Source organism: Cyanobium sp. ULC065, assembly GCF_977927515.1.
Map to the genome: position 1 here is coordinate 1,072,966 of NZ_OZ376393.1, position 21,220 is coordinate 1,094,185.

Below are 21,220 nucleotides of genomic sequence, written 5' to 3' on the forward strand. Positions count from 1 at the left end.
GTCTGTACGGCTCGCCAGGGGCTGACCGCCCCACCAGCGCCGGCTGCCGCCCCGCCGGGGCTGCGCCAGGCTGGCGGCGCTGCGGTGGTGGCCATGGAGCGGATCTGCGAGCCCGAGCTGATGGACGACGCCGAGCAGGCGCGCGCCTATGCCGACGCCGACTTCGCTGCCGGTGACCGCGCCCTGCTCAAGCGCACCGAGGACCTGTTCGGGCCACAGCTGGGGCCGCGGATCATCGATCTGGGTTGCGGACCCGGCAACATCAGCTTCCTGCTGGCGGAGCGTTATCCCACGGCCCGGGTGCTGGGCCTCGATGGCGCCCCCGCCATGCTGGCGATCGCCGCCGCGCGCCTGCAGGCCACCCCGGATCGCTTGCCAGGGCTGAGCTTTCAGTACCTGTTGCTGACGCCGGGGGGTGCCCTGCCGCAGGAGGGCCGCTGGACGGCGGTGGTCAGCAACAGCCTTCTGCACCATCTGCACGATCCGCTGGTGCTGTGGCAGGCGGTGCGCCGGCTGGCGGCCCCCGGAGCGGCCATCTGCATCAAGGATCTGCGCCGTCCGTCGGATCCAGCGGCCCTGGAAGAGTTGGTGCAGCGCCATGCCGCAGGTGCTCCGCCCGTGCTGCGGCGTGATTACGCCCAGTCGCTGCGGGCGGCCTTTCGCCGCGTGGAGGTGGAGGCGCAGCTCCAGCAGGCGGGGATCGAGGGGTTGGCGGTGCGGGAGCTCGACGACCGCTACCTGGAGGTCTGGGGACGATTGGCCTGAACGGCGGGGAGCCACCGGCTGCCGCTAAACCAAAGGGGCTCCGTCGTTGCTGCACTTCTCTCCGTGCTGCCCCACGCCCGCCGTTGGCGCCGGCCCTGGGGGCCTGCCCTGGCGCTGGCCCCAGCCACCGGCGCCGCCACCGCGGCTGTTCTTGCCATCGCGGCAGCAGCCATGGGCCTTGTGCCACTGGCGAGCGCGCCGGTGGTGGCACAGGCTCTGCGCCCCCCCGCCTGGTTGCAGGCGCCTCCGGCCAGCATCGGTCCGATCCAGCCCACCTGGGAAGCGCTGCTGTTCGTCCGGCTCGATGCCGGTGATCAGGCCTGGTTGCCCCGCCCGCAACGGTTGCCCGATGGCCGACTCCGCTACGTGTACCGGCAGCGCCGTGGTGAAAGAGATCTCACCATGGCCCAGATCCACGACCTGCTGCGCAATCCGCCCCGCTATACCGCCGAGCGGACCGCCATCACTTCCCTGCTCGCCCAGCTGTGGGGCCTGGGGGTGCGGGTGGAGCTGACCACCCCGCGGGTGGCGGCGGCGGCCGGCGAATGGGTGCCCCGTGAGGCGGTGATCCGGATCCGGCCGGATGTGCCCGACCGCGGCACCCTTGATTTCGCCGCTGTGCTCAACCACGAGGCCATCCATGTGGCCCAGAGCTGCCGAGCCGGCGGCCTCAGGCGGCCGCCCACCCCCCTGGGCCTGCCGGTACGCCTGTCGCCGGAAGCGCGGGAACTGCTCGCACAGCCTCTCTACGCCCGCATCCCCCCCCTGGTGCGCCAGCTGGAGCTGGAGGCCTTCAGTCATCAGCGGGATCTGGCCCTCGGCGCCCACCTGCTGCGCAGCCTCTGCCGGCCGGACAGCCGCCTCGGCCTGGCAGGCTGAGACCATGACCAGCGCCTCCCCCCCACCCGTTTCCCCCAGCGACGACCTGGCCGGGGTTGCCCTGGCTGAAGCGGTGGCGAAGCGGCGCAACTTCGCGATCATTTCCCACCCGGACGCGGGCAAGACCACCCTCACCGAGAAGCTGCTGCTCTACGGGGGGGCGATTCAGCAGGCCGGTGCGGTGAAGGCCAAGGGAGAGCAGCGCAAGGTCACCTCCGACTGGATGGAGATCGAGAAACAACGCGGCATCTCGATCACCTCCACCGTGCTGCAGTTCGACTACGCCGGCAGCACGGTGAACCTGCTCGACACGCCAGGCCACCAGGATTTCTCGGAAGACACCTACCGCACCCTCGCCGCTGCCGACAACGCAGTGATGCTGGAAGACGCCGCCAAGGGCCTCGAACCACAGACCCGCAAGTTGTTCGAGGTCTGCCGGCTGCGCAAGGTGCCGATCTTCACCTTCATCAACAAGATGGACCGGCCGGGCCGCGAGCCGCTCGAGCTGATCGATGAGATTGAAAGTGAGCTGGGCCTCACCTGCTGGCCGGTGAACTGGCCGATCGGCAGCGGTGATCGTTTCCGTGGCGTGATCGATCGCCGCAGCAAGGACGTGATCCTGTTCGAGCGGGCGGAGCGGGGCCGCCAGTCGGCGGAGAAGCGCCTGGCGGCCGGCAGCCCCGAGCTGGCTCGGCTGGTGGAACCGGAACTGCTGGCGGCGGCGCTGGAGGAACTGGAGCTGCTCGATGGTGCCGGCGCCGAGCTCGATCTGGAGCTGGTGCATGCCGGTGAACTGAGCCCGGTGTTCTTCGGTTCGGCGATGACCAACTTCGGCGTGCGTCCCTTCCTGGATGCGTTCCTGGAACTGGCTCAGCGGCCGGTGGCGCGGCTAAGCAGCGACGGCCCGGTGGATCCGCTACGGCCGGAGTTCAGCGGCTTCGTGTTCAAGCTGCAGGCCAACATGGATCCACGCCACCGCGACCGCATTGCCTTCGTGCGGGTCTGCAGCGGACACTTCGAGAAGGACATGAGCGTGCGGCATGCCCGCAGCGGCCGCACCATTCGCCTCTCTCGCCCCCAGAAGCTGTTCGGGCAGGACCGTGAGGTGGTGGAGGACGCCTATCCCGGTGATGTGATCGGCCTGAACAATCCCGGCATGTTCGCCATCGGCGACACCCTCTATGCCGGCAGCAAGGTGGAATACGAAGGTATCCCCTGCTTCAGCCCTGAACTGTTCGCCTGGCTGCGCAACCCCAACCCATCGGCGTTCAAGAGCTTCCGCAAGGGGGTGAACGAGCTGCGGGAGGAGGGAGCCGTGCAGATCCTGTATGACACTGATGCCAGCAAGCGCGACCCGATCCTGGCGGCCGTGGGCCAGCTGCAGATGGAGGTGGTGCAATACCGGCTTCAGAACGAATACGGAGTCGAAACGCGCCTCGAGCCCCTCGGCTTCAGCGTGGCCCGCTGGGTGGTGGGCGGCTGGGCGGCGCTGGAGGCGGTGGGGCGCATCTTCAATTGCAAGACCGTGCGCGACGCCTGGGACCGGCCGGTGCTGCTGTTCAAGAACGAGTGGAATCTCAACCAGCTGCGGGAAGACCACCCCGCCTTCGAGCTCAGCGCCGTGGCGCCGGTGGTGAGCGGCGTGGAGCCGATCGCCCTCTGAGCATTTGCTGATGCGGGTGCCCACGGCGCTGCTCCCGGCCCGCCAGAATCTTTGCAACGAAAGATCACAGCCATGGCCGAGCCCTTCTGGCTGGTTCGCCCCCGCCACGACGGAGGCTCCGATTACGTGCGCTTCCTCCCCAGCCAGGAAGCCGTCGAGGTGCGCGAAGGCAGCCACCTCCCGCCCCAGATGCCTTTACTGAAGCGGCGCCAGTGGTTGCCGCTCAAAGAGGCAGAAGCCTGCCGCCGGCATCTTCAGCAGGAAGGCGGTTTCCACTCCAGCGAACCTTTGTTCTGAACCACTGGTTCGGTGGCAGCGGAGGCCTCCGGATGGGGCGCGCCTCGATACGCTCGTACCACGATCCTGCTCACCGCACCGGAGGCCATGACCAACGGTTCTGCCCTGCCCCCCGGCGCGACCGGCGGCCCCAGCGATGGTTCCAGCCCCTACGAACGGCTCGGCATCGCTTCTGATGCCAGCTTCGACGAAGTTCAGGGAGCGCGTCAGCATTGCCTTGATGCGGTAGGAGACGACCCCCAGGCCCGCGCCCGTGTGGAAGCCGCCTACGACGCCGTACTGATGGAACGGCTGCGGGAGCGGCAACAGGGGCGGGTCAGCAGCGCCGCCCTCAGTGCCTCGAAGCGGGAAGAGGTGAAGCCGGCCGTGATCGCCCGGGCCCCCTCCAGGCCTGCCCTGCCGGCCATGCCTTCCTTGCCCCAGCTCTCTGGCGGCAAACTCACGCGGCCGAAGTTCTCGATGCCCCGCCTGGCCCTGGCCGAGGGCCGTGAGCGCTGGGTGCCCCTGGCCGGGCAGGGGGCGATCCTGCTGCTGCTCCTGGTGTCCCCCCCGTCCTCCGACACCGTGCTGCTCGCCCTCTCCACCCTGCTCACGGTGGTGAACCTGCAGCGGCGCAACGGCCGGTTTCTGGCGGCGGTGGGCTGGAGCTTCGCTCTGCTGGGCCTCGGCCTGCTGATGGGCGGCGTGCTCGCCCAGCTCGTTGATCCGGCCCTGCCGCTCGGGCTGCCGCTGGCGGGCGAACAGCTTCAGAGCCTGCCGGCACTGATCCTGCTGTTGCTGGGTGCCCTGCTGCTGGCCTGACGGCTGCCGAAGGTTTGTGTCGCCCCCCTGGTTGAGTCTGGTGGGGTCACGCCAGTGATGCCCCTAGGGCACGGCACGCTCACAGCCCGTGCAGGCTTCCATGCCTGCCGGGTGCAGACTTTGCCTCCGCACGCCCAGTTGAGGGCTGTGAGGCTGCAGTCCGCTTCCGGCTCAGGCGCCTGTGGCCTTCAGACAGCCGCCAGCTCCTCGATCAGTTCCCGCAGCTCGGGCGCCTCCACGCCGTACACCTCGTTGCAGAAATGGCAGGTGAGCTCGGCGCGGCCGTCTTCGCGCAGGATCGTGTCGAGCTCGTCACGCCCCAGCAGCCGCAAGGCATTGACGCTGCGCCTGCGGGTGCAGGGGCAGTGGAAGGTGACGTTCTGGCTGGCCTCCGCATCCTCCAGGAGCTGGGGATCGAGGTCCGGGAAGATGTCTTCCAGCAGGCGTTGCAGATCGCCGCTGCAGTCGGCGAGCCGCTGGCTGAACCCCTGAATCTCGCGGCAGCGCTCCTCCAGCAGGGCCACCAGCGCCGGTTCCCGGGCCGCCTTGGGCAGCACCTGCACCAGCACCCCACCGGCGCAACGCACACCGCTGCTGTCGATCTGCTCACCGACGAACACCGCCGACGGGGTCTGCTCGGAATGGAGGAGGTAAGAGGCCACGTCATCACCGATGCCGCCGCTCACCAGCTCCACCGTGCTGCTGAACGGCTCGCCCTTGCCCTGGTCGCGCACCACGTGCAGATAGCCGGTGCCCGTGGCCTTGCGGAAGTCGAAGCGGTGCAGGCCCTCGGGCGTTTCCACCAGATCGAGCTCCAGGCCCGGCGCCCCCACGTAGCCGCGCACGGTACCGTCCCGGCCCGCATCCACCATCAGGCCGCGCAGCGGTCCGTCCGACTGGATGCGCAGGTTCACCCGTCCGTGGGCCACCTTCATCGAACTGGCCAGCAGCAGGCCGGCGGTCATCGCCCGGCCCAGCACGGCGGTGGTGAGGTACGAGAGGCCGTGGCGACGACGGGCGTAGCGTGTGGTGACGGTCGTGAGGGCCGCCACCATGCGGATGCCGCCACCGGCGGCCGTGGCCCGTACCAATCGATCGGGCATCGCCCCGCCCCAACTCAGGGCATCGTACGGAGCCTCGGCAGGGGCTGAAGCGCCCCACCCTGCAGCCGCCAGCCTTCCTTCACCCAGCCCTTGAACAGCTCCGGTTCGTGGGTCACCACCAGCAGCACCCGGTCCCGCGCCAGCAGTTGCAGCAGTTGCAGCACCTCTTCCCGCACCGACCAGTCGAGGCCGGCGGTGGGTTCATCCAGCAGCAGCACACGCGGATCGCGCAGCAACTGCACCGCCAGCGCCAGTCGCCGCTGCTGGCCGCCGCTGAGCCGCTCCGGCGGCTGCTGCAGCGACAGCCCCTGCAGCCCCACCCGGGTGAGCACCTGTTCGACCCGTTCCGACGGCAGCCGCCGCTGACCCAGCTTCAGCTCCTGGCCCACCGTGAGGCCGAGGAAATGGCGCTCGGGAAACTGAAACACCAGGCCGCAGAGCCCGCGCCGCTGCCTGGCGTTCAACGCCTGCCCTTCCCACAGGATCGCGCCGCCATCGGGGTCCGCCAGACCGCAGATCAGCTCCAGCAGGGTGGTCTTGCCCGAGCCGCTCTGCCCGGCCACCAGGGCGGGCCGGCCCGGCTCCAGGCGCAGCTCCACCCCGTCGAGCAGGGCGGCTGGGGTGGTGGCCGGGTGGTAGTGCAGGGATCGAAGCTCGAGCATGGCGGGTTTCGCTTCCCCCAGCTTGCTGGATGCGTGTTTGATGGGGGCAAGCACGCTGCCTTCTCCCATGGACGTCCGCTTTCGGGATGTGGATCCCTTCAACTGCTGGATCTGGGTGCGTTTTGCTGCTCCGCCCGGGCAGGGGGAGCGCGGCTACATCGATACGACCTTTGAGAGCTGGTTCTTTCTCGGCAAGCTGGGCGGCTTCAATGCCGAGAACCTTCAGGTGCATGAGGAGGGCGTGGATCTCAGCTGGATGACCTACGACGGCGACGACGCTGAACGGGCCCTGCCGGCGTTGATGCACAACATGGGCGAACTGGAATACCAGGAGGACTGGGCCCGCTGCTGGGTGGATCTCGGCACCAGCGATGGCGTTGCCCTTGATGTGCTGATCAACGCCCTGCGGCAGCTCGACAACGACGTGGTGGAGATTGAGGAACTGGTGATCGGCGGTCTCAACGACGATTGGCCGGTGGAAGACCAGCCCGATGCGATGTTCGCCCCCGGGGTCAATTGAGCGCGGTGTGACCCGGGAGCTGCGTCGTCTGTTGATCGAGCCCGGGCGCCTCGCCCGGGCGGCGGCTCAGCCGCCAGATTCCTCGGCTGCGGAAGTCGCTGCCAGCGGGCAAGCTGCAGCGCCCGGCTGCGAGGGTGCTCTGCCTATCCTCCGCTTGGAAGACGGCGAAAGCCGCTACCTGACGCGGGTGCTCCGCTTTGGCCCCGGCGATCGCTTTGCGGTGGTCGACGGTGCCGGCCAGCTGTGGAGCGCGCTGCTGACCGACCGCAGCAGCGCCCGGCTGGAGCAGCCCCTGGAGGCACCGCTTGCGGTCGAGCCCTTGCCCTCCCCCCTGCTGGAGCTGGCGGTGGCAGTGCCGCGCCGCGATTTCGACACCGTGCTGCGCATGAGCTGCGAACTGGGGGTCGACCGCCTTCAGCCGCTGCTGGCCGAGCGCGGCGTGCGGGGGGCGGAAACCGGTGGGCCGGGCCGGTGGGAACGCTGGCAGGCGATCGTGCGGGAGGCCTGTGAGCAGTGCGAGCGTCTGTGGCTGCCGCAGCTGCTGGAGCCCATGGCCGCCGCCGCCTGGTTCCGGAATCCGGCTTCGCCGTCCAGCGCTGCAGCGCGCTCAGAGCCCGGCCAGCGTTGCTGGCTGGCCACCACCCGGGCGGCCGACCTGCCGCTGCTGAGTGAGCTGCTGGGGTCGGGAGCCCTGCCTGCTGGCACAGAGCTGCGCGGCGTGGCAGAGCTGGGCGGTGGAGCAGTACAGCGGACCGGGTTAGAGCTGGGTGGCGCTCAAGCCCAGGGTGCGCATTGTGTTGGCATCGCCCGCCTGGCGATCGGGCCTGAGGGGGGATGGACGCCGGCGGAGGAGCAGGTGGCGGTGGACGCGGGCTGGCAAGTGGTGAGCCTGGGCCCGACGATCCTGCGCACCTCAACGGCGGCTGTGGCAGGTCTGAGCCTGCTGAGCGCCTGGCGAGCGGGATCCAGGCGAGCAAGATCGAGCGGCGGCTGAATCCCTGGGGCGCAGATTGCCACGCTCAGCTCTTCATCAGGCTGGCGGCCATCGCCTTGAACGGGCCGATGTTGGCCCCGGCCAGCCGGCGGCGGCGGGAGAGGGCGCCGGCGGGGGTGAGGCAATCGGGCGAGAAGGTGACCAGCGAAGGAGGCGGCAGGTTGTCCTGTTCACGCCGCAGCTCGGCAGCCATCGCTTCTGCGGTGGTGAGCACGCTGCCCGCTGCAGCGACGCCGGCCTCTGCTGCTGGCCCTGCGGTGGCTGCAGCGGGATCCGCGCTGGTGGATGGAGCCACAGGAGCCGCCGGAGCCACCGTCACAGGGGCCACTGTCACCGGCTCAGCGGTGGCGTTCTTGTCGAAGTCGATGAAGAACGAGCCCTTGCGCTTGAACAGCATGGTGATCCGAAGACGGAACGTTGGCTGTGATTATCCGCCGGCACCTGCAGGGGACCGACGCCGCTTAGGGGAGTGCAACAGAGAGCGGCAGGCCACGCCGCTGCTGAAGAGACTGGGGCCTGTGCGGTCTGCCCCCTTGAGCGTTCTGCTGCTGTCTGCCGTGCCTGTGCCGGTGTCCCCCTTCACGGGCCTGGAGGCTTTGCTGGGGGCGCCACCGCTGCTGCCGGCCCAGACCCTCCAGCACTGGCTGCTGGCGCTGGCGCTGCATGGCCTGTTGATCAGCGCTGCACAGCGGTTCCCCCTGCTCACCCGCTCCGGCTGGGTACACGCGGGTGTGCTCGGCACACTGCTGTGGGGCGCGCTCGGCTGGCGCGGCTGGCTTGCGGTGGTGGGCTATCTGGTGCTGGGCTCCCTGGTGACCCGGCTGGGCTTTCGCCAGAAGCAGCAGCAGGGGCTGGCCGAAGCGCGGGGTGGACGCCGGGGGCCGGAGAACGTGTGGGGCTCCGCAGCCACCGGGGCCGTGCTGGCTCTGCTCACCACCGTGCCCGGAGCGCCGGTGCCGCTGCTGCTGCTTGGTTTCGGGGCCAGTTTCGTCGCCAAACTTGCCGACACCTGCGGCAGTGAGATCGGCAAGCGCTGGGGGCGTCACACCGTGTTGATCACCTCCCTGCGGCCGGTACCCGCCGGTACGGAAGGGGCGGTCAGTCTGGAGGGGACGGGTGCCAGCCTGGTGGGCAGCGCGGTGATGGTGCTGGTGCTGAAGTTGCTGGGGTTGCTGGGATCGCCCCCCGCGCTGCTGTTGGTGTTGCTGGTGGGGGTGTTGGCCACCCTGCTGGAGAGCTGGATCGGCGCCACCCTGCAGGCGCGGCTCGCCTGGCTGACCAACGAGCTCGTGAACGGAATCCAGACGCTGCTGGCGGCGTTGATCGCCATGGGGCTGGCCTGGGGCGCCGTGGCGCTGGGCCTGGCCGCCTGATTCAGGGGCGCTTGACTCAGGCCTGGGCGAACAGATCCCCCCATTCTCTGCTCAGTTCCTGGCGCAGCCGCGCCGCCAGCCGTTCGAAGCGGCGTTGGGCCACCCGCGCCCGGATCCCCAGCTCCTCGCCCAGCTGGCGCCAGGAGGCCCCATCCAGCACCCGCCCTTCCAGCAATCGCCGCTCGCTGACCTCCAGGTCTTGCAGCCGCTGCCTGAGCCAATGCTGCGGTTCCGGCTCGGAGCAGGAGGATTCGCTCAGACGATCGGCGCGGCAGGGATGGGGGGCTTCCCGGGCGCTGAGCTTCTCCACCAGAGGGGTACTGGAGGCTTCAGCCGTGCCAACCGGCGCATCGAGGCTGGAGCACTGCAGGGCCCAGTGCAGGCTGCAGGCCTCCTGCCACTGGGCGACAGGGCAGCCCAGGGCGGCCGCCAGCTCCGCGTCGCGGAGCGCGGGCTTCTGCTGGTGAAGGCGTTGTTGCTGGAGGGTCTGCCCGCGCTGATGCAGGTCGCGCAGCAGGCGTGAGGCTTTCAGCGGCTGTTCGTTGTCGCGCAGGTGGTGCTGCATGGCCCCGCGGATGAAGGGCACGGCGAAGCTGCTGAGGGATGTGCCCTGGGCCGGATCGAAGGCTTCCACCGCGCGGATCAGACCGATCGAGCCCTGTTGCACCAGATCGTCGAACGGCACGGCGGTGTGGGGCCGGAGGCGGTTGGCCACCTGCCGGACCAGGGGCAGGTTGAATTCCACGATCTTGTTGCGATCGCGTGGATGGCCGCTGCGCTGGTATTGCGCCAGCAGCTCGGGATTGCGGCGTTGAAAGATGGTGAGCGTCATGGTGGGGAACCGGAGGTGCCAATGGGAAGTCCTTGGAATCACCTTCTCGCCGGGTGGCCCTTCCCCACCATCCCCACTCCCGGTGATTTCGCCTCCCCCGTAGGGGTGAGATCAAGGAGGTTGCCGCTTGCTCTGGCGGGCAGTCAGGCGGGTGATGAGCAGCTCGCTCAGGCAGGGGTGCGGCTCTGTTGCGGCTCCAGTGAGGCCCAGCGCAACAGGGCCGGCCAGTGTTTCAGACGCTCATAGAGACGCCGGTGTCCGGCGCTGTTGAGGTGCAGCCCGTCGCTGTCGAGCAGCCGCAGCCAGTGCGGATCCTCCAGCAGGCCATCGAGCAGCGGTAGGAACGGCACATCCGCTTCGAGGCAGGCTTCCTCCAGCAGGCCCTCGTAGTGGCGCACGGTGGCCAGGTCGTACCAGAGACAGCCGGCGAAGGGCATCACCGCCTCATCCACTGGGGTGAGGCCGATCACCATCACCGGCGCCAGCTGCCCGGCCTGGTGCAGCAGTTGCTGCAGGCCGAACAGGAACGCCTCCGGGGCCAGTTGGTGGCGCCCATCTGGGCGCCCCACGCGGGCCGTGTCGTTCAGCCCGATGCCCAGCAGGATCCCCTGGGGCCCCTGGCGCCGCAGCTCACCGCGGCAGCGCACTTCCGCCTCCAACCGTGCCGCCAGCCGCTCCAGGCCGTCGCCGCGCACGCCGAGGTTGTAGAGCACGGGCCCGCCCGGGATCTCCATCCAGTGGCGCCGCAGCTGCTCGCACCAGCCGCCCCCATCGGGGTCTCCCCAGCCGTACACCCCGCTGTCGCCCAGCACGATCAGCTTGCGGGGCGGGGGTGAGGCCGCAGTGCCGGGTGCCGGGAGAGTCAGAGACGGTTCAGGAAACGGCTGAGGCGCTGCAGGCCGTCGTCGATGGTGGCTGGAGACGCTGCACACGAGAGCCGGATGCAGCGGTCGTCGCCGAAGGCCACCCCGGGAACCACCGCCAGCCCCTGGTCCTCTAGCAGCCGGTTGGAGAAGGTCATGGAATCAAGCCCATGGCCGCTGATGTCCGGGAAGGCGTAGAAGGCCCCTTCAGGCTGCTGCAGAGTGAGGCCGGGCAGAGCCATCAGGCCGGCACTCAGCAGCGCCCGGCGCTGGTTGAACTCCTGGGCCATGGCATGAACGCAGTCACGCGGGGCGGTGATCGCCGCCAGCGCGCCGTACTGGGCGAAGGTGCAGACGTTGCTCGTGCTCTGGCTCTGCAGGGCACTGGCGGCGGCGATCACATCCTTGCGGCCGGCGAGGTAACCCACCCGCCAGCCGGTCATCGCCCAGCCCTTGGCAAAGCCGTTGACGATGAAGATGCGGTCGGCGAGGTCGGGGGCCAGGGCCGCCAGGCTGTGGTGCTCCAGGCCAGGTGCCAACAGGAATTCGTAGATCTCATCGCTCACCACCGCCACCTGCGGATGGCGGCGCAGCACGGCAGCGAGCTGCTCCAACTCCTGCCGGCTGAGCACCAGACCCGAGGGGTTGGAGGGGCTGTTGATCACCAGCAGCTTGCTGTTGGCCGTGATGGCGGCCTCGAGCTGGTCGGGTTGGAGCCGGAAGCCCTGAGCGGGTGCGGTGGGCAGCACGCGCACCGTGGCGCCGGCCAGGTGCGCCATCTCCGGATAGCTGAGCCAGTAGGGGGCCGGCAGCAGCACCTCGTCGCCGGGGTCGAGCAGCACCTGGAAGAGGTTGTAGAGCGCCTGCTTGCCGCCGTTGGTGACCAGCACCTGATCGGCCGCGGTGGGCACACCGTTTTCCTCGCTCAGCTTCTGGGCCAGGGCTTGCCGCAGCAGGGGTTCGCCGGCGGCGGGTCCATAGCGCGTGGCACCTTCCTCCAGCGCCCGGCTGGCGGCCTGGCGGATGAAGGCGGGCGTTTCGAAATCCGGTTCACCCGCGCTGAGGCTGCAGATGTCATGGCCGTCGGCCCGCAACTCGCGCGCACGGGCGGTGATCGCCAGGGTCAGGGACGGCTGCAGGGCCCGGGCCCGGGCTGAAAGTGCCAACGGGCTGGTCATCAGCGGAGGCGGTGCGATCGGCCGCGACATGGGCGCCGGGGCACTCCAGCGTTGGAATGCCTTCGATAAGGGGATTAGACATCCTGCCTGACGTAGTGGCCGCTTGGCTTCGTCCCCGCGCAGGTTGTCATCAGCGGCCCCTGCATCCGTTCCATAGGATTCCGTTCACGCTGGGGTTAGGCGGGGATGGAACCGAGCGAACCCCTGCCTGGAGCTGTGGTGCAACCCAGCCTGTTCGGCGGCAGGGCGGTGGATGCCGGAGGGCAAGTGTCCGGCGGGATGCCGTTGGTTGAGGCCGTGATTGCAAGCGCCCCCCGTCATGCCGCCGCTGAGCCCCCCGATCCAACGGCGGCCCTGTCCGCTCTGCACGGCGCCTGCGAAGCCTGCCGCCGTTGCGGGTTGGCCCTGGGACGGCAGCAGGTGGTGGTGAGCCGCGGCAATCCGGCCGCCTCGCTGATGGTGATCGGCGAGGGTCCCGGCGCCCAGGAAGATGCCAGCGGCTCGCCCTTCGTGGGCCGCGCCGGCCAGTTGCTCGATCAGATGCTTTCCAGCGTGGCGATCGACACCCGCCAGGACGCCTACATCTGCAACGTGGTGAAGTGCCGTCCACCCGAGAACCGCAAGCCGACCCCGGAGGAAATGGCCGCCTGCCTGCCCTGGCTGCTGGAGCAGATCGAGCTTGTGCAGCCCAAGGTGTTGGTACTGGCCGGTGCCACGGCGATGGAGGGGGTGCTGGGCCTGAAGGGGGGGATCACCAAGCTGCGCGGCCAGTGGCGGCAGTGGCGGGGGCTGTGGTGCCTGCCGATCTTTCATCCTTCCTATCTGCTGCGCAACCCATCGCGCGAGCGCGGCACCCCCAAATGGCTCACCTGGCAGGACCTCCAGGACGTGCGCCGCCGTCTCAATCAGCTGGAGGCAGGCTCTCCCTATCTGGATGCAGACGGGGCCTCAGCTGGGGCGACCCCCGCGACCACTCCGGCAGCGGACATTACCGCCGACTGAGCACCCCGCTTGCACGCCTGTCTGTGGCAGTGTTGGGGCCAGTTCCCCGGCTTCCAGCTCCGATGACCGGCACCGTGGCCCGTCCCCAGACCGCCCCGGCAGGTCTGCCCACTGACTGGGCCAGCAACCCGCGCTACGACACGGTGATCCGCCGCCGCAAGACCCGCAGCGTGCGGGTGGGCGATGTGTGGGTGGGCAGCGACCACCCGGTGGTGGTGCAGTCGATGATCAATGAGGACACCCTCGACATCGCGGGTGCCACCGCCGGCATCCGTCGCCTCCATGAATCCGGCTGTGAGATCGTGCGGCTCACGGTGCCGAGCCTGGCCCACGCCAAGGCGGTGGGAGAGATCCGCAAGCGCCTCGAAGACAGCTACCGCCCCGTGCCGCTGGTGGCTGACGTGCACCACAACGGTATGAAGATCGCCCTTGAGGTGGCCCAGCACGTCGACAAGGTGCGCATCAACCCCGGGTTGTATGTGTTCGACAAACCCGACCCCAACCGCACGGAGTTCACCCCCGAGGAGGTGGCCGCGATCGGTGAGCGCATCCAGGCGACGCTCGAACCGCTGGTGAGCCTGCTGAAAGATCAGGACAAGGGCCTGCGCATCGGCGTGAATCACGGCTCCCTGGCGGAGCGGATGTTGTTCACCTACGGCGACACCCCGCTGGGGATGGTGGAGAGCGCCATGGAGTTCATCCACATCTGCGACCGCCTCGACTTCCACAACATCGTGGTGTCGATGAAGGCTTCGCGGGCGCCGGTGATGCTGGCGGCCTACCGGATGATGGCCGACCGCATGGACGCCGAAGGCTTCCACTACCCGCTGCATCTGGGCGTCACCGAGGCGGGTGACGGCGACTACGGCCGCATCAAGAGCACGGCCGGCATCGCCACCCTGCTGGCCGAGGGCCTGGGGGACACGATCAGGGTGTCCCTCACCGAGGCCCCAGAGAAGGAGATCCCAGTCTGCTACTCGATCCTGCAGGCGCTGGGCCTGCGCAAGACGATGGTGGAGTACGTGGCCTGCCCCAGCTGCGGCCGCACCCTGTTCAACCTGGAGGAGGTGCTGCACGTGGTGCGCAACGCCACCGCCCACCTCACCGGCCTCGACATCGCCGTGATGGGCTGCATCGTCAACGGCCCCGGCGAGATGGCCGACGCCGACTACGGCTACGTGGGCAAAACCCCCGGCACCATCTCTCTCTACCGCGGCCGCGAAGAGATCCGCCGTGTGCCGGAAGCGGAGGGTGTGGAAGCGCTGATCGCTCTGATCAAGGAAGACGGCCGCTGGGTCGACCCCTGAGGCCTTGGCCGCCTGACGCCACGCTGCCAGTCACATTCGGAAGCCCCTGGATCCCTGACCCACCCTGTCCTGTGCCCCCTGGCACGGGCTAGTTTGAACACAGCACAAACGCTCACGAGGCCGAGAGCATGTCCAGGGGTAGCACCAGCATTCTCGTCCTGGCTGGGCTCGGCGCCTGTGCGGCCGCAGCCGTGGTGGGTGGCGAATGGCTGATGGCGCCCAGTGCTGCCTCCCTGATCACCGACAGCCCCAAGGAGGTGATGGATCAGGCCTGGCAGATCGTCTTCCGCGATTATCTCGACACCACCGGCAAATACACCCCGGAGCAGTGGCGCAAGCTGCGCCGCGACCTCCTCGCCAAAACCTACGGCAATACCAAAGAGAGCTACGAGGCCATCCGGGGCATGCTCGGCACCCTCGATGATCCCTACACCCGCTTCATGGATCCGCGGGAGTTCAAGGAGATGCAGATCGACACCTCGGGGGAACTCTCCGGTGTCGGCATCCAGCTGAGCCTCGACAAGGACACCAAGGAACTGGTGGTGGTGTCCCCGATTGACGGCTCCCCAGCTTCGCGGGCCGGCGTGATGCCGAAGGACGTGATCATCTCGATCGACGGCAAGAGCACCAAGGGGATGAGCACGGAAGACGCGGTAAAGCTGATCCGCGGCCAGGCTGGCACCAAGGTGACCCTGCAGGTGCGGCGCAAGAATCAGGTGCTCGAGATGCCGCTCACCCGCGATCGCATCGAGTTGCACGCGGTGGAACATCAGGTGAACACCACCCCTGATGGCTTCAAGGTGGGCTACATCCGCCTCAAGCAGTTCAACGCCAATGCCTCCAAGGACATGCGTGCCGCTCTGCGCGACTTGGAGAGCAAGGGGGTGCAGGGGTACGTGCTGGATCTGCGCAGCAACCCCGGTGGCCTGCTGGTGGCGAGCATCGAGATCGCCCGCCAGTGGCTCGATGAAGGCATCATCGTGTCCACCAAAACCCGCGACGGCATCCAGGACGTGCGGCGCGCCAACGGCCGGGCACTCACCAAGGCTCCTCTGGTGATCCTGGTGAATGAGGGTTCCGCCAGTGCCAGCGAAATCCTCTCCGGTGCCCTGCAGGACAACAAGCGAGGGGTGCTGGTGGGTCAGAAGACCTTCGGCAAGGGATTGGTGCAGTCAGTGCGGGGGCTCTCCGATGGCTCCGGCATGACCGTGACCATCGCCAAATACCTCACCCCCAGCGGCCGCGACATCCACAAGCACGGCATCAAACCCGATGTGTCGGTGAAACTGAGCGAACAGGAGGCCCGATCACTCAAGCTCGAAGAGATCGGCACCCGCAACGATCCTCAGTACCGGGTGGCTGAAAACACCTTGGTGAAGCAACTGCGCACAGTGGGCAAGGCGCCCGGCAAGCCCTACAACCCCTCAAGTGCCAACCTGCCGGCTGCTCTCGGACCCACTAACTGATCAGGGGTTATCCCTTGAGCGCGCCATCCTTCCAAGGGGCACTATTTCCGAGGCACATGTCACGGGCAGGCATTTGCGCACCCCTTTTACGGGGCAAGGTTTATAGGGAAAGGCTTAACTGGCAAGGTTTATGGGTAAGTCTTCGGTGGCAACGTTTATTGGGCAAGTCTTGCGGAGCAACGGCTGAAGACCAACTTGTGTGCGCCATTCGCGCGCACCAATAAATCCATAGAAAAAGCCCTGCTGCGGGGATTCTCGCAACAGGGCTTTTGCTTTCTCTGAGGCCGGTAAGCGCTGTGGATCGGAGCTTCAGGCCACCGGCTGCATGAGGCCGCCGCCGGGGTTGGAGTCGTCATCGTCGTTGTTCTGGTTTTCGTCCTGGAACAGGGCGAACAAACCGAGAGCGATCACGCTGATCAGGGCCGAAACAAGGCCCAAACCGCTCTGCAGCCCTGCCGAAACCCCACCGGAAGCAACGAATTCGCCCATTTAGCCCAAACCTTTTCGGAACTGTAACGAAGTTTTGCGGGGATGAGGGTGAAGAGAATCGGAAGCTTGTCGGGGGGGTGGCCAAGCAACACCCCCCCCTCAAACCACCAACACCGCCGCATTCCTGGCGGCTGCCTGGTCCTGGCGCTGGGCGTCGGTGAGGCCATCAGCGGCAGGGATCTGGCCGGCCATGGCGGTAAGCCACTCCATCAGGGTGTCGAGCTGCTTCTCGGCGGGGAGCACGCTGAGGCCGCGGGCCAGAACTTTTGCGGTGCTGCCGGCGCCGCCCTGGTAAACCAACCGGCCGTGCAGGTGCTGGGGCAGTCCCTGGCGCAGCAGCCGGAAGGCGGGCTCCTCCATCGGGGTTTCCAGCACGATGTTGGGCTTTTCGGGCTTGAGGCGTGAGAAGCCGCAGCGTTTGGCCAGCAGTTTGAGTTCCATCAACTGCAGCAGGCTCTGCACCGGCGCCGGCAGGGCCCCGTAGCGGTCCACCCAGTCGGCAGCCAGCTGGAGCAGTTCGCTCTTGGCGGTGCAGGCGGCGGCGGCCCGGTAGGCGGCCATCTTTTCGTCCGCTTCGGTGATCCAGTCGGCGGGGATGAAGGCGGTGATCGGCAGATCGATCTGGGTGTCGTCCACCACGGGGATGTCCTGGCCCTGGATCTCCGCCAGGCTTTCCTGCAGCATCTCCATGTAAAGGTCGAAGCCGATCGCTTCGAGCTGGCCGCTCTGCTCCACCCCCAGCAGGTTGCCCACGCCGCGGATCTCCATGTCGCGCATCGCCAGCTGGTAGCCGCTGCCCAGTTGCGCGAACTCCTGGATCGCCCGCAGCCGCTGCCGTGCCGCCTCACTGAGGGCGCCATCACCGGGATAGAACAACCAGGCATGGGCCTGGATGCCGCTGCGGCCCACCCGACCGCGCAGTTGATAGAGCTGGGCGAGGCCGAATCTGTGGGCGTCTTCCACCAGAATCGTGTTCACCCGTGGGATATCCAGGCCGCTTTCGATGATCGTGGTGCAGAGCATCACATCGGCTTCGCCGGCATTGAAGGCCACCATCGCGCTCTCCAGTTCCCCTTCGGCCATCTGGCCGTGGGCCACCAGCAACTTCAGGCCCGGCAGCATCTCGCGCAACTGGCCCGCCACCTCCTCGATTCCCTCCACCCGCGGCACCACGTAGAACACCTGGCCGCCACGATCCAGTTCCTGGCGGATGGCGCTGCGCACCGCCTCATCGTCGCGGGCGGCCAGGTGGGTCTTGATCGGGCGGCGCAGCGGTGGCGGCGTGGTGATCAGGCTCATCTCCCGCACCCCCGACAGGCTCATGTAGAGCGTGCGTGGAATCGGCGTGGCGGAAAGCGTCAGCACGTCGACGTCTTTTCGCAGCGCCTTGATCTTCTCTTTCTGGTTGACACCGAAGCGCTGCTCCTCATCCACCACCAGCAGCCCCAGTTGCTTGAAGCTGGTGCCCTTGCCCAGCAGCTGGTGGGTGCCCACCACGATGTCGATCGTGCCGGCGGTCAGCCCTTCCTGGATCGCCTTGCGTTCCAGCGTTGTGCGGAAGCGATTGAGCAGTGCCACCTTGAGCGGGTAGGGCGCAAAGCGTTCGCTCAAGGTGCGCCAGTGCTGCTGGGCCAGCACCGTGGTGGGGGCCAGCAGCGCCGCCTGGCGTCCGGCGGTCACCGCCTTGAACAACGCCCGGATCGCCACCTCGGTCTTGCCGAAGCCCACATCGCCGCACACCAGCCGGTCCATCGGCTTGGCGGTCTCCATGTCGCGTTTCACCTCCGTGATCGCCTTCAGCTGATCCGGCGTGGGTTCGTAGGGGAAGGAATCCTCCAGCTCGCTTTGCCAGGGGCCATCGGGCGGAAACACGATGCCGGGGGCCTGATGGCGCTCCGCATACAGCTTCACCAGGTCGAGCGCCACCTTGCGCACCGCCTTGAGCGCTCTCTCCTTGGCCCGTGCCCAGGCCACGCCCCCCATGCGGTTGAGCTCCGGCGGTGTGTCGGTGCTGGCGCGGTAGCGGCCCAGGCTGCCCAGCTGGTCGGCGGCCACCCGCAGGGTGCCGTCGGCGTACTGCACTACCAGGTAATCGCGGCTTTCGCCGCTGATCGCCAGCTTCTCCAGCTTCAGGAAGCGGCCGATGCCGTGATTGCGGTGCACCACGAAATCGCCGGGTTGCATCTTGCCCGGATCCACCGTGCGGCTGGCCGCCTTGCGGCGCCGCCGCACATAGCCGCTGGCGGCCAGGCTGTGCTGGCCGAAGAACTCCCGGTCGGTGAGCAGCACCAGCTTCCAGGCCGGCAGTTGCAGCCCTTCCAGCTCGGCGGTGCCCTTGAGCTTGAGCGCCACAGGTGTGTTCTGCTCCACCAACCGCTCGATCGCCGGGAAGTCGTGCGGGTTGGGCACGAAGCGGGCGATGCAGTCGTGCTCCTCCAGCAGCGCCACCGCCCGTGACGGCTGGGCCGAAAGCAGCCACACCTTCGCCTTTTCCTGTTGGTAGCCCTTCACCAGCGCCGCCAGGCGGCCGAAGGCGTTCGGATGGGCCGGCACCGGACGGCTGGAGAGATCGAACGCGTTGGGGTGGCGGTCGGTTTCCGCCAGTTCAGCCAGATCGAAACCGGCGAACGCCTCCACATCCTCAAGGGCCTGTTCGGGCGGCCGGTGCAGCAGGGCGGGCAGTAGCACCGGCTGGCCGCAGGCTGCCGCCAGCTCCGCCTGCACCTCGCCGTGGTGGCTGTCGGCGTGATCGAACCACTGCTGGCCGTGGGCGCGACAATGGCGCCGCTCATCCACCGCAATCAACGTCCTGGCGGGCAGGTAATCGAGCAGGGAGGCGGGCCGCGCCCAGGCCAGACCCATCAGCCGCCGCATCCCCTCGGGCGTGCCGCCCTCCAGCAGCTGATCGAGCGCTTCCGGCTGCAACAGCCCCTCGAGCCCCACCGGCATCGTTTCCCGCAGGGCATCCGCCACCAGCGGGCCGTAGCCACTGGGGGTGAGCCGCACCGCCTCGGTGGCATCGAGCGAACGCTGGGTGGCGGGGTCGAATTCCTTGAGCTTCTCCAGCTCCTCGCCGAAGAACTCCAGCCGCACCGGCAGCTCGGCGCTCACCGGAAACACGTCGACGATGTCGCCGCGGCGGCTCCAGCTGCCCTCCTGCTCGATCGTGGGCACCCGCTCGTAGCCGAGGCGGCTGAGGGTGTCGGCCAGCTGCTCCAGGTCCACCGTGTCGCCCTTGCGCAGGCACAGGCAGCGGGCGGCCAGGGCCGCGGGCGGCGGCAGGTGGGGTTGCAGGGCCCGCTCGGTGGCCACCACGGCCCCCTGCCACGGGTGGCTGTTGCCGTCGGCGCTTCCCGCATCCACCAGCTCAGCGAGTACCTGCAGTTGCCCCCAGGTGATCTCGGTGGTGGGATCGAAGGGTTCGTAGGGCGAGCCCTCACTGGTGGGATAAAGCTGGGCCGTGGGCCAGTCCATCAGTTCCAGCAGCGCCGCCCAGCGGCCCGCCTCTTCCAGCGTGGGCACGATCACCAGCAGAGGCGTCTGCCGCTGCCGGGCCAGGGCACTGGCGATCAGGGCACGGCCGGCCCGGGAGGCGCCCCGCAGGCTCAGCCGTTCTTGGCGCTCGATCCGTTGCAGCACCTCACCGGTGAGGGGCACCTGCTCGAGCTGGCGCACCAGGGCGGTGAGGGGCATTGGGTCGTGAGGCGCAGGGATCCCGATCCTGGCAGTTGCACTCCTGCCGCTGCTTTGGTGGTGCAGATCGACCATCATGAAGGTCACGTTGATCTCTGGGAGTGAGCCGGCACCATCCCCCGCGTGGATCGGGCGCTCCCGTGCTGCCGCTGACGCTGTTGGCCGCTGGTCTGCTGCTGGCGGGCCTGGCGGTGGCGCCGCCCGAGCGCAGGGGCGAAACCCTCGGCGCTCTGGAAGCGCTGCCGTTTCAGGTGTCGGACACGCTGTTCGCCCGGCCCCCGGCCCCCCTGCGGCCGGGCGATGTGGCCCTTGATGCCTTCATGGCTGGCGATCTGATGGCGCGGCTGGAGCAGGCCGATGTCGACTGGCAGCCGCAGGCCGAGGTGCTGCCTGACGGCGGTGTGCGTTACCGCTACCGCCGCCGCGAGGGAGACCCCAAGCTCTCGATCGAGCAGATCCGCGCGCTGATGCTCGATCCGCCGCGCTTCGAGCGCGAGCGGCAGGCGATCCGCGATCTGCTCGATCAGCTGCAGCGGGTGGGGGTACGGGTGGTGCTGGGCCCGCCCCGCAAGGCCGGCGCCGCCGGTGAGTGGGACCCTGCCGCCCGCACAATCCGCATCAAGCCGGAGGTGGTGGACCAGGGAAGTGCCACCTTCGCCCTGGTGCTGAACCATGAGGCCATCCATGTGGCGCAGAGCTGCCGCCGCGGGGGGGTGTCGGCCCCGCCCAAGCAGCTTGGGCTCTCCATTACCGCCAGGCCCCAGGCCCAGGGGCAGCTCAACGACCCGATCTACGCCAATCTCTCGCCCCTGGAGCGCCAGCTCGAGCAGGAGGCCTATGCCCATCAGGACCAGCTGGAGAAGGGGGCCGGCCTGATCAGCCAGGAATGCCGCCCACCGGTGGGTTGGTCAACTGCCTGGCCCAGCTGAGCGGCAGGCAGCGGTTTCACCGAGCTTGGGGCAGCGGACTCTGGATTCAGTTGGAAGGGACCCGCACTGCAGCGGGGCACCCACTGCAGTGGCGCTCTGGCTCCTGCCAACAGGGAGTATCGCCGGGAACTGGAGCTGAGGCGCCGCCTGATGGTCTGGCTCCAGCCGAAGGCGATGCCTGCGCCCAGGACCGGCAAGGGGGCCGGCACGGGAACGGTGTTCAAGGTGAAGCCCGTGCAACCGAGCCCATCCGCAGGAGCGTTCTCCCGCTAGCGACCCGCCAGGCGAGAGTGCCTCATGACAAGCGCTTTGTCATCTCGAGCGCCGGCCTCCGCTCGCTGTATCTCTGGAATCCAGAGCCCGCAGCACTGCGGGGCCGCGGCGTGCCCGTGCCTATCGACGGA

20 protein-coding genes are annotated in these 21,220 nt (G+C 68.3%); 12 read left to right on the plus strand and 8 right to left on the minus strand.

Features of this window, described 5'->3' with window-relative positions; translation table 11 throughout:
• Positions 1-93 precede the first annotated feature (93 nt).
• From ACXMDP_RS05145 to ACXMDP_RS05165, 5 genes are all read left to right on the plus strand, one after another.
• Positions 94-765, plus strand: coding sequence for a class I SAM-dependent methyltransferase (locus ACXMDP_RS05145; protein ID WP_259728859.1), 672 nt, complete (start codon positions 94-96; stop codon positions 763-765).
• 63 nt (positions 766-828) lie between these two features.
• Positions 829-1,644, plus strand: a complete 816-nt coding sequence (locus ACXMDP_RS05150) for a hypothetical protein (RefSeq protein ID WP_259728858.1) — start codon at positions 829-831, stop codon at positions 1,642-1,644.
• Between the two features lie 4 nt (positions 1,645-1,648).
• Complete coding sequence (locus tag ACXMDP_RS05155; protein ID WP_259728857.1) at positions 1,649-3,307, plus strand: peptide chain release factor 3; 1,659 nt, start codon at positions 1,649-1,651, stop codon at positions 3,305-3,307.
• Positions 3,308-3,379: 72 nt separating this feature from the next.
• Positions 3,380-3,604 carry a hypothetical protein gene (locus tag ACXMDP_RS05160; protein ID WP_094510238.1) on the plus strand — a complete coding sequence of 75 codons (225 nt, stop codon included), beginning with the start codon at positions 3,380-3,382 and terminating at the stop codon, positions 3,602-3,604.
• A gap of 87 nt (positions 3,605-3,691) precedes the next feature.
• A complete protein-coding gene (locus ACXMDP_RS05165) occupies positions 3,692-4,405 on the plus strand; it encodes a CPP1-like family protein (protein WP_259728856.1) in 714 nt (237 codons plus the stop codon).
• A 188-nt stretch (positions 4,406-4,593) separates the two neighbouring features.
• Here ACXMDP_RS05165 and hslO read toward each other — a convergent pair whose 3' ends face one another.
• Positions 4,594-5,508 (minus strand): Hsp33 family molecular chaperone HslO, encoded by a 915-nt coding sequence (gene hslO / locus ACXMDP_RS05170; protein ID WP_259728855.1) that lies wholly within the window; start codon positions 5,506-5,508, stop codon positions 4,594-4,596.
• A 14-nt stretch (positions 5,509-5,522) separates the two neighbouring features.
• Positions 5,523-6,170 carry an ABC transporter ATP-binding protein gene (locus ACXMDP_RS05175; protein WP_259728854.1) on the minus strand — a complete coding sequence of 216 codons (648 nt, stop codon included), beginning with the start codon at positions 6,168-6,170 and terminating at the stop codon, positions 5,523-5,525.
• 67 nt (positions 6,171-6,237) lie between these two features.
• Between ACXMDP_RS05175 and ACXMDP_RS05180 the strand changes: the two genes are divergently transcribed.
• Positions 6,238-6,690 (plus strand): DUF3531 family protein, encoded by a 453-nt coding sequence (locus ACXMDP_RS05180; RefSeq protein ID WP_094510241.1) that lies wholly within the window; start codon positions 6,238-6,240, stop codon positions 6,688-6,690.
• 154 nt (positions 6,691-6,844) lie between these two features.
• Positions 6,845-7,684 carry an RsmE family RNA methyltransferase gene (locus ACXMDP_RS05185; protein WP_259728853.1) on the plus strand — a complete coding sequence of 280 codons (840 nt, stop codon included), beginning with the start codon at positions 6,845-6,847 and terminating at the stop codon, positions 7,682-7,684.
• Positions 7,685-7,709: 25 nt separating this feature from the next.
• Here the strand turns inward: ACXMDP_RS05185 and ACXMDP_RS05190 are convergent, their stop codons facing one another.
• Positions 7,710-8,081 (minus strand): hypothetical protein, encoded by a 372-nt coding sequence (locus ACXMDP_RS05190; RefSeq protein WP_259728852.1) that lies wholly within the window; start codon positions 8,079-8,081, stop codon positions 7,710-7,712.
• Positions 8,082-8,280: 199 nt separating this feature from the next.
• On the opposite strand from ACXMDP_RS05190, the gene ACXMDP_RS05195 reads away from it, so the two are divergent.
• Positions 8,281-9,057, plus strand: coding sequence for a DUF92 domain-containing protein (locus tag ACXMDP_RS05195; RefSeq protein ID WP_399232613.1), 777 nt, complete (start codon positions 8,281-8,283; stop codon positions 9,055-9,057).
• Positions 9,058-9,073: 16 nt separating this feature from the next.
• Here the strand turns inward: ACXMDP_RS05195 and ACXMDP_RS05200 are convergent, their stop codons facing one another.
• From ACXMDP_RS05200 to ACXMDP_RS05210, 3 genes are all read right to left on the minus strand, one after another.
• Positions 9,074-9,889 carry a sigma-70 family RNA polymerase sigma factor gene (locus tag ACXMDP_RS05200; RefSeq protein ID WP_094510245.1) on the minus strand — a complete coding sequence of 272 codons (816 nt, stop codon included), beginning with the start codon at positions 9,887-9,889 and terminating at the stop codon, positions 9,074-9,076.
• A gap of 167 nt (positions 9,890-10,056) precedes the next feature.
• The gene (locus ACXMDP_RS05205) at positions 10,057-10,701 is read right to left on the minus strand and encodes a GDSL-type esterase/lipase family protein (RefSeq protein ID WP_233132693.1); all 645 of its coding nucleotides are present in this window, start codon (positions 10,699-10,701) and stop codon (positions 10,057-10,059) included.
• A gap of 50 nt (positions 10,702-10,751) precedes the next feature.
• Positions 10,752-11,930, minus strand: coding sequence for a pyridoxal phosphate-dependent aminotransferase (locus ACXMDP_RS05210; RefSeq protein WP_094510246.1), 1,179 nt, complete (start codon positions 11,928-11,930; stop codon positions 10,752-10,754).
• Positions 11,931-12,116: 186 nt separating this feature from the next.
• Here ACXMDP_RS05210 and ACXMDP_RS05215 point away from each other — a divergent pair, with 186 nt between their 5' ends.
• From ACXMDP_RS05215 to ACXMDP_RS05225, 3 genes are all read left to right on the plus strand, one after another.
• The gene (locus ACXMDP_RS05215; protein ID WP_259728851.1) at positions 12,117-12,932 is read left to right on the plus strand and encodes a uracil-DNA glycosylase; all 816 of its coding nucleotides are present in this window, start codon (positions 12,117-12,119) and stop codon (positions 12,930-12,932) included.
• A 62-nt stretch (positions 12,933-12,994) separates the two neighbouring features.
• On the plus strand, positions 12,995-14,239 hold the full coding sequence (gene ispG / locus ACXMDP_RS05220; RefSeq protein WP_259728850.1) for a (E)-4-hydroxy-3-methylbut-2-enyl-diphosphate synthase: 1,245 nt from the start codon (positions 12,995-12,997) through the stop codon (positions 14,237-14,239).
• A gap of 128 nt (positions 14,240-14,367) precedes the next feature.
• Positions 14,368-15,705 (plus strand): S41 family peptidase, encoded by a 1,338-nt coding sequence (locus ACXMDP_RS05225; protein WP_094510248.1) that lies wholly within the window; start codon positions 14,368-14,370, stop codon positions 15,703-15,705.
• Between the two features lie 309 nt (positions 15,706-16,014).
• Here the strand turns inward: ACXMDP_RS05225 and ACXMDP_RS05230 are convergent, their stop codons facing one another.
• Together ACXMDP_RS05230 and mfd are read right to left on the minus strand one after the other, a co-directional pair.
• Positions 16,015-16,194 (minus strand): hypothetical protein, encoded by a 180-nt coding sequence (locus ACXMDP_RS05230; protein ID WP_259728849.1) that lies wholly within the window; start codon positions 16,192-16,194, stop codon positions 16,015-16,017.
• A 99-nt stretch (positions 16,195-16,293) separates the two neighbouring features.
• Complete coding sequence (gene mfd / locus ACXMDP_RS05235; protein ID WP_259728848.1) at positions 16,294-19,887, minus strand: transcription-repair coupling factor; 3,594 nt, start codon at positions 19,885-19,887, stop codon at positions 16,294-16,296.
• A 140-nt stretch (positions 19,888-20,027) separates the two neighbouring features.
• Between mfd and ACXMDP_RS05240 the strand changes: the two genes are divergently transcribed.
• The gene (locus ACXMDP_RS05240) at positions 20,028-20,816 is read left to right on the plus strand and encodes a hypothetical protein (protein ID WP_259728847.1); all 789 of its coding nucleotides are present in this window, start codon (positions 20,028-20,030) and stop codon (positions 20,814-20,816) included.
• The last annotated feature ends 404 nt before the right edge of the window (positions 20,817-21,220 follow it).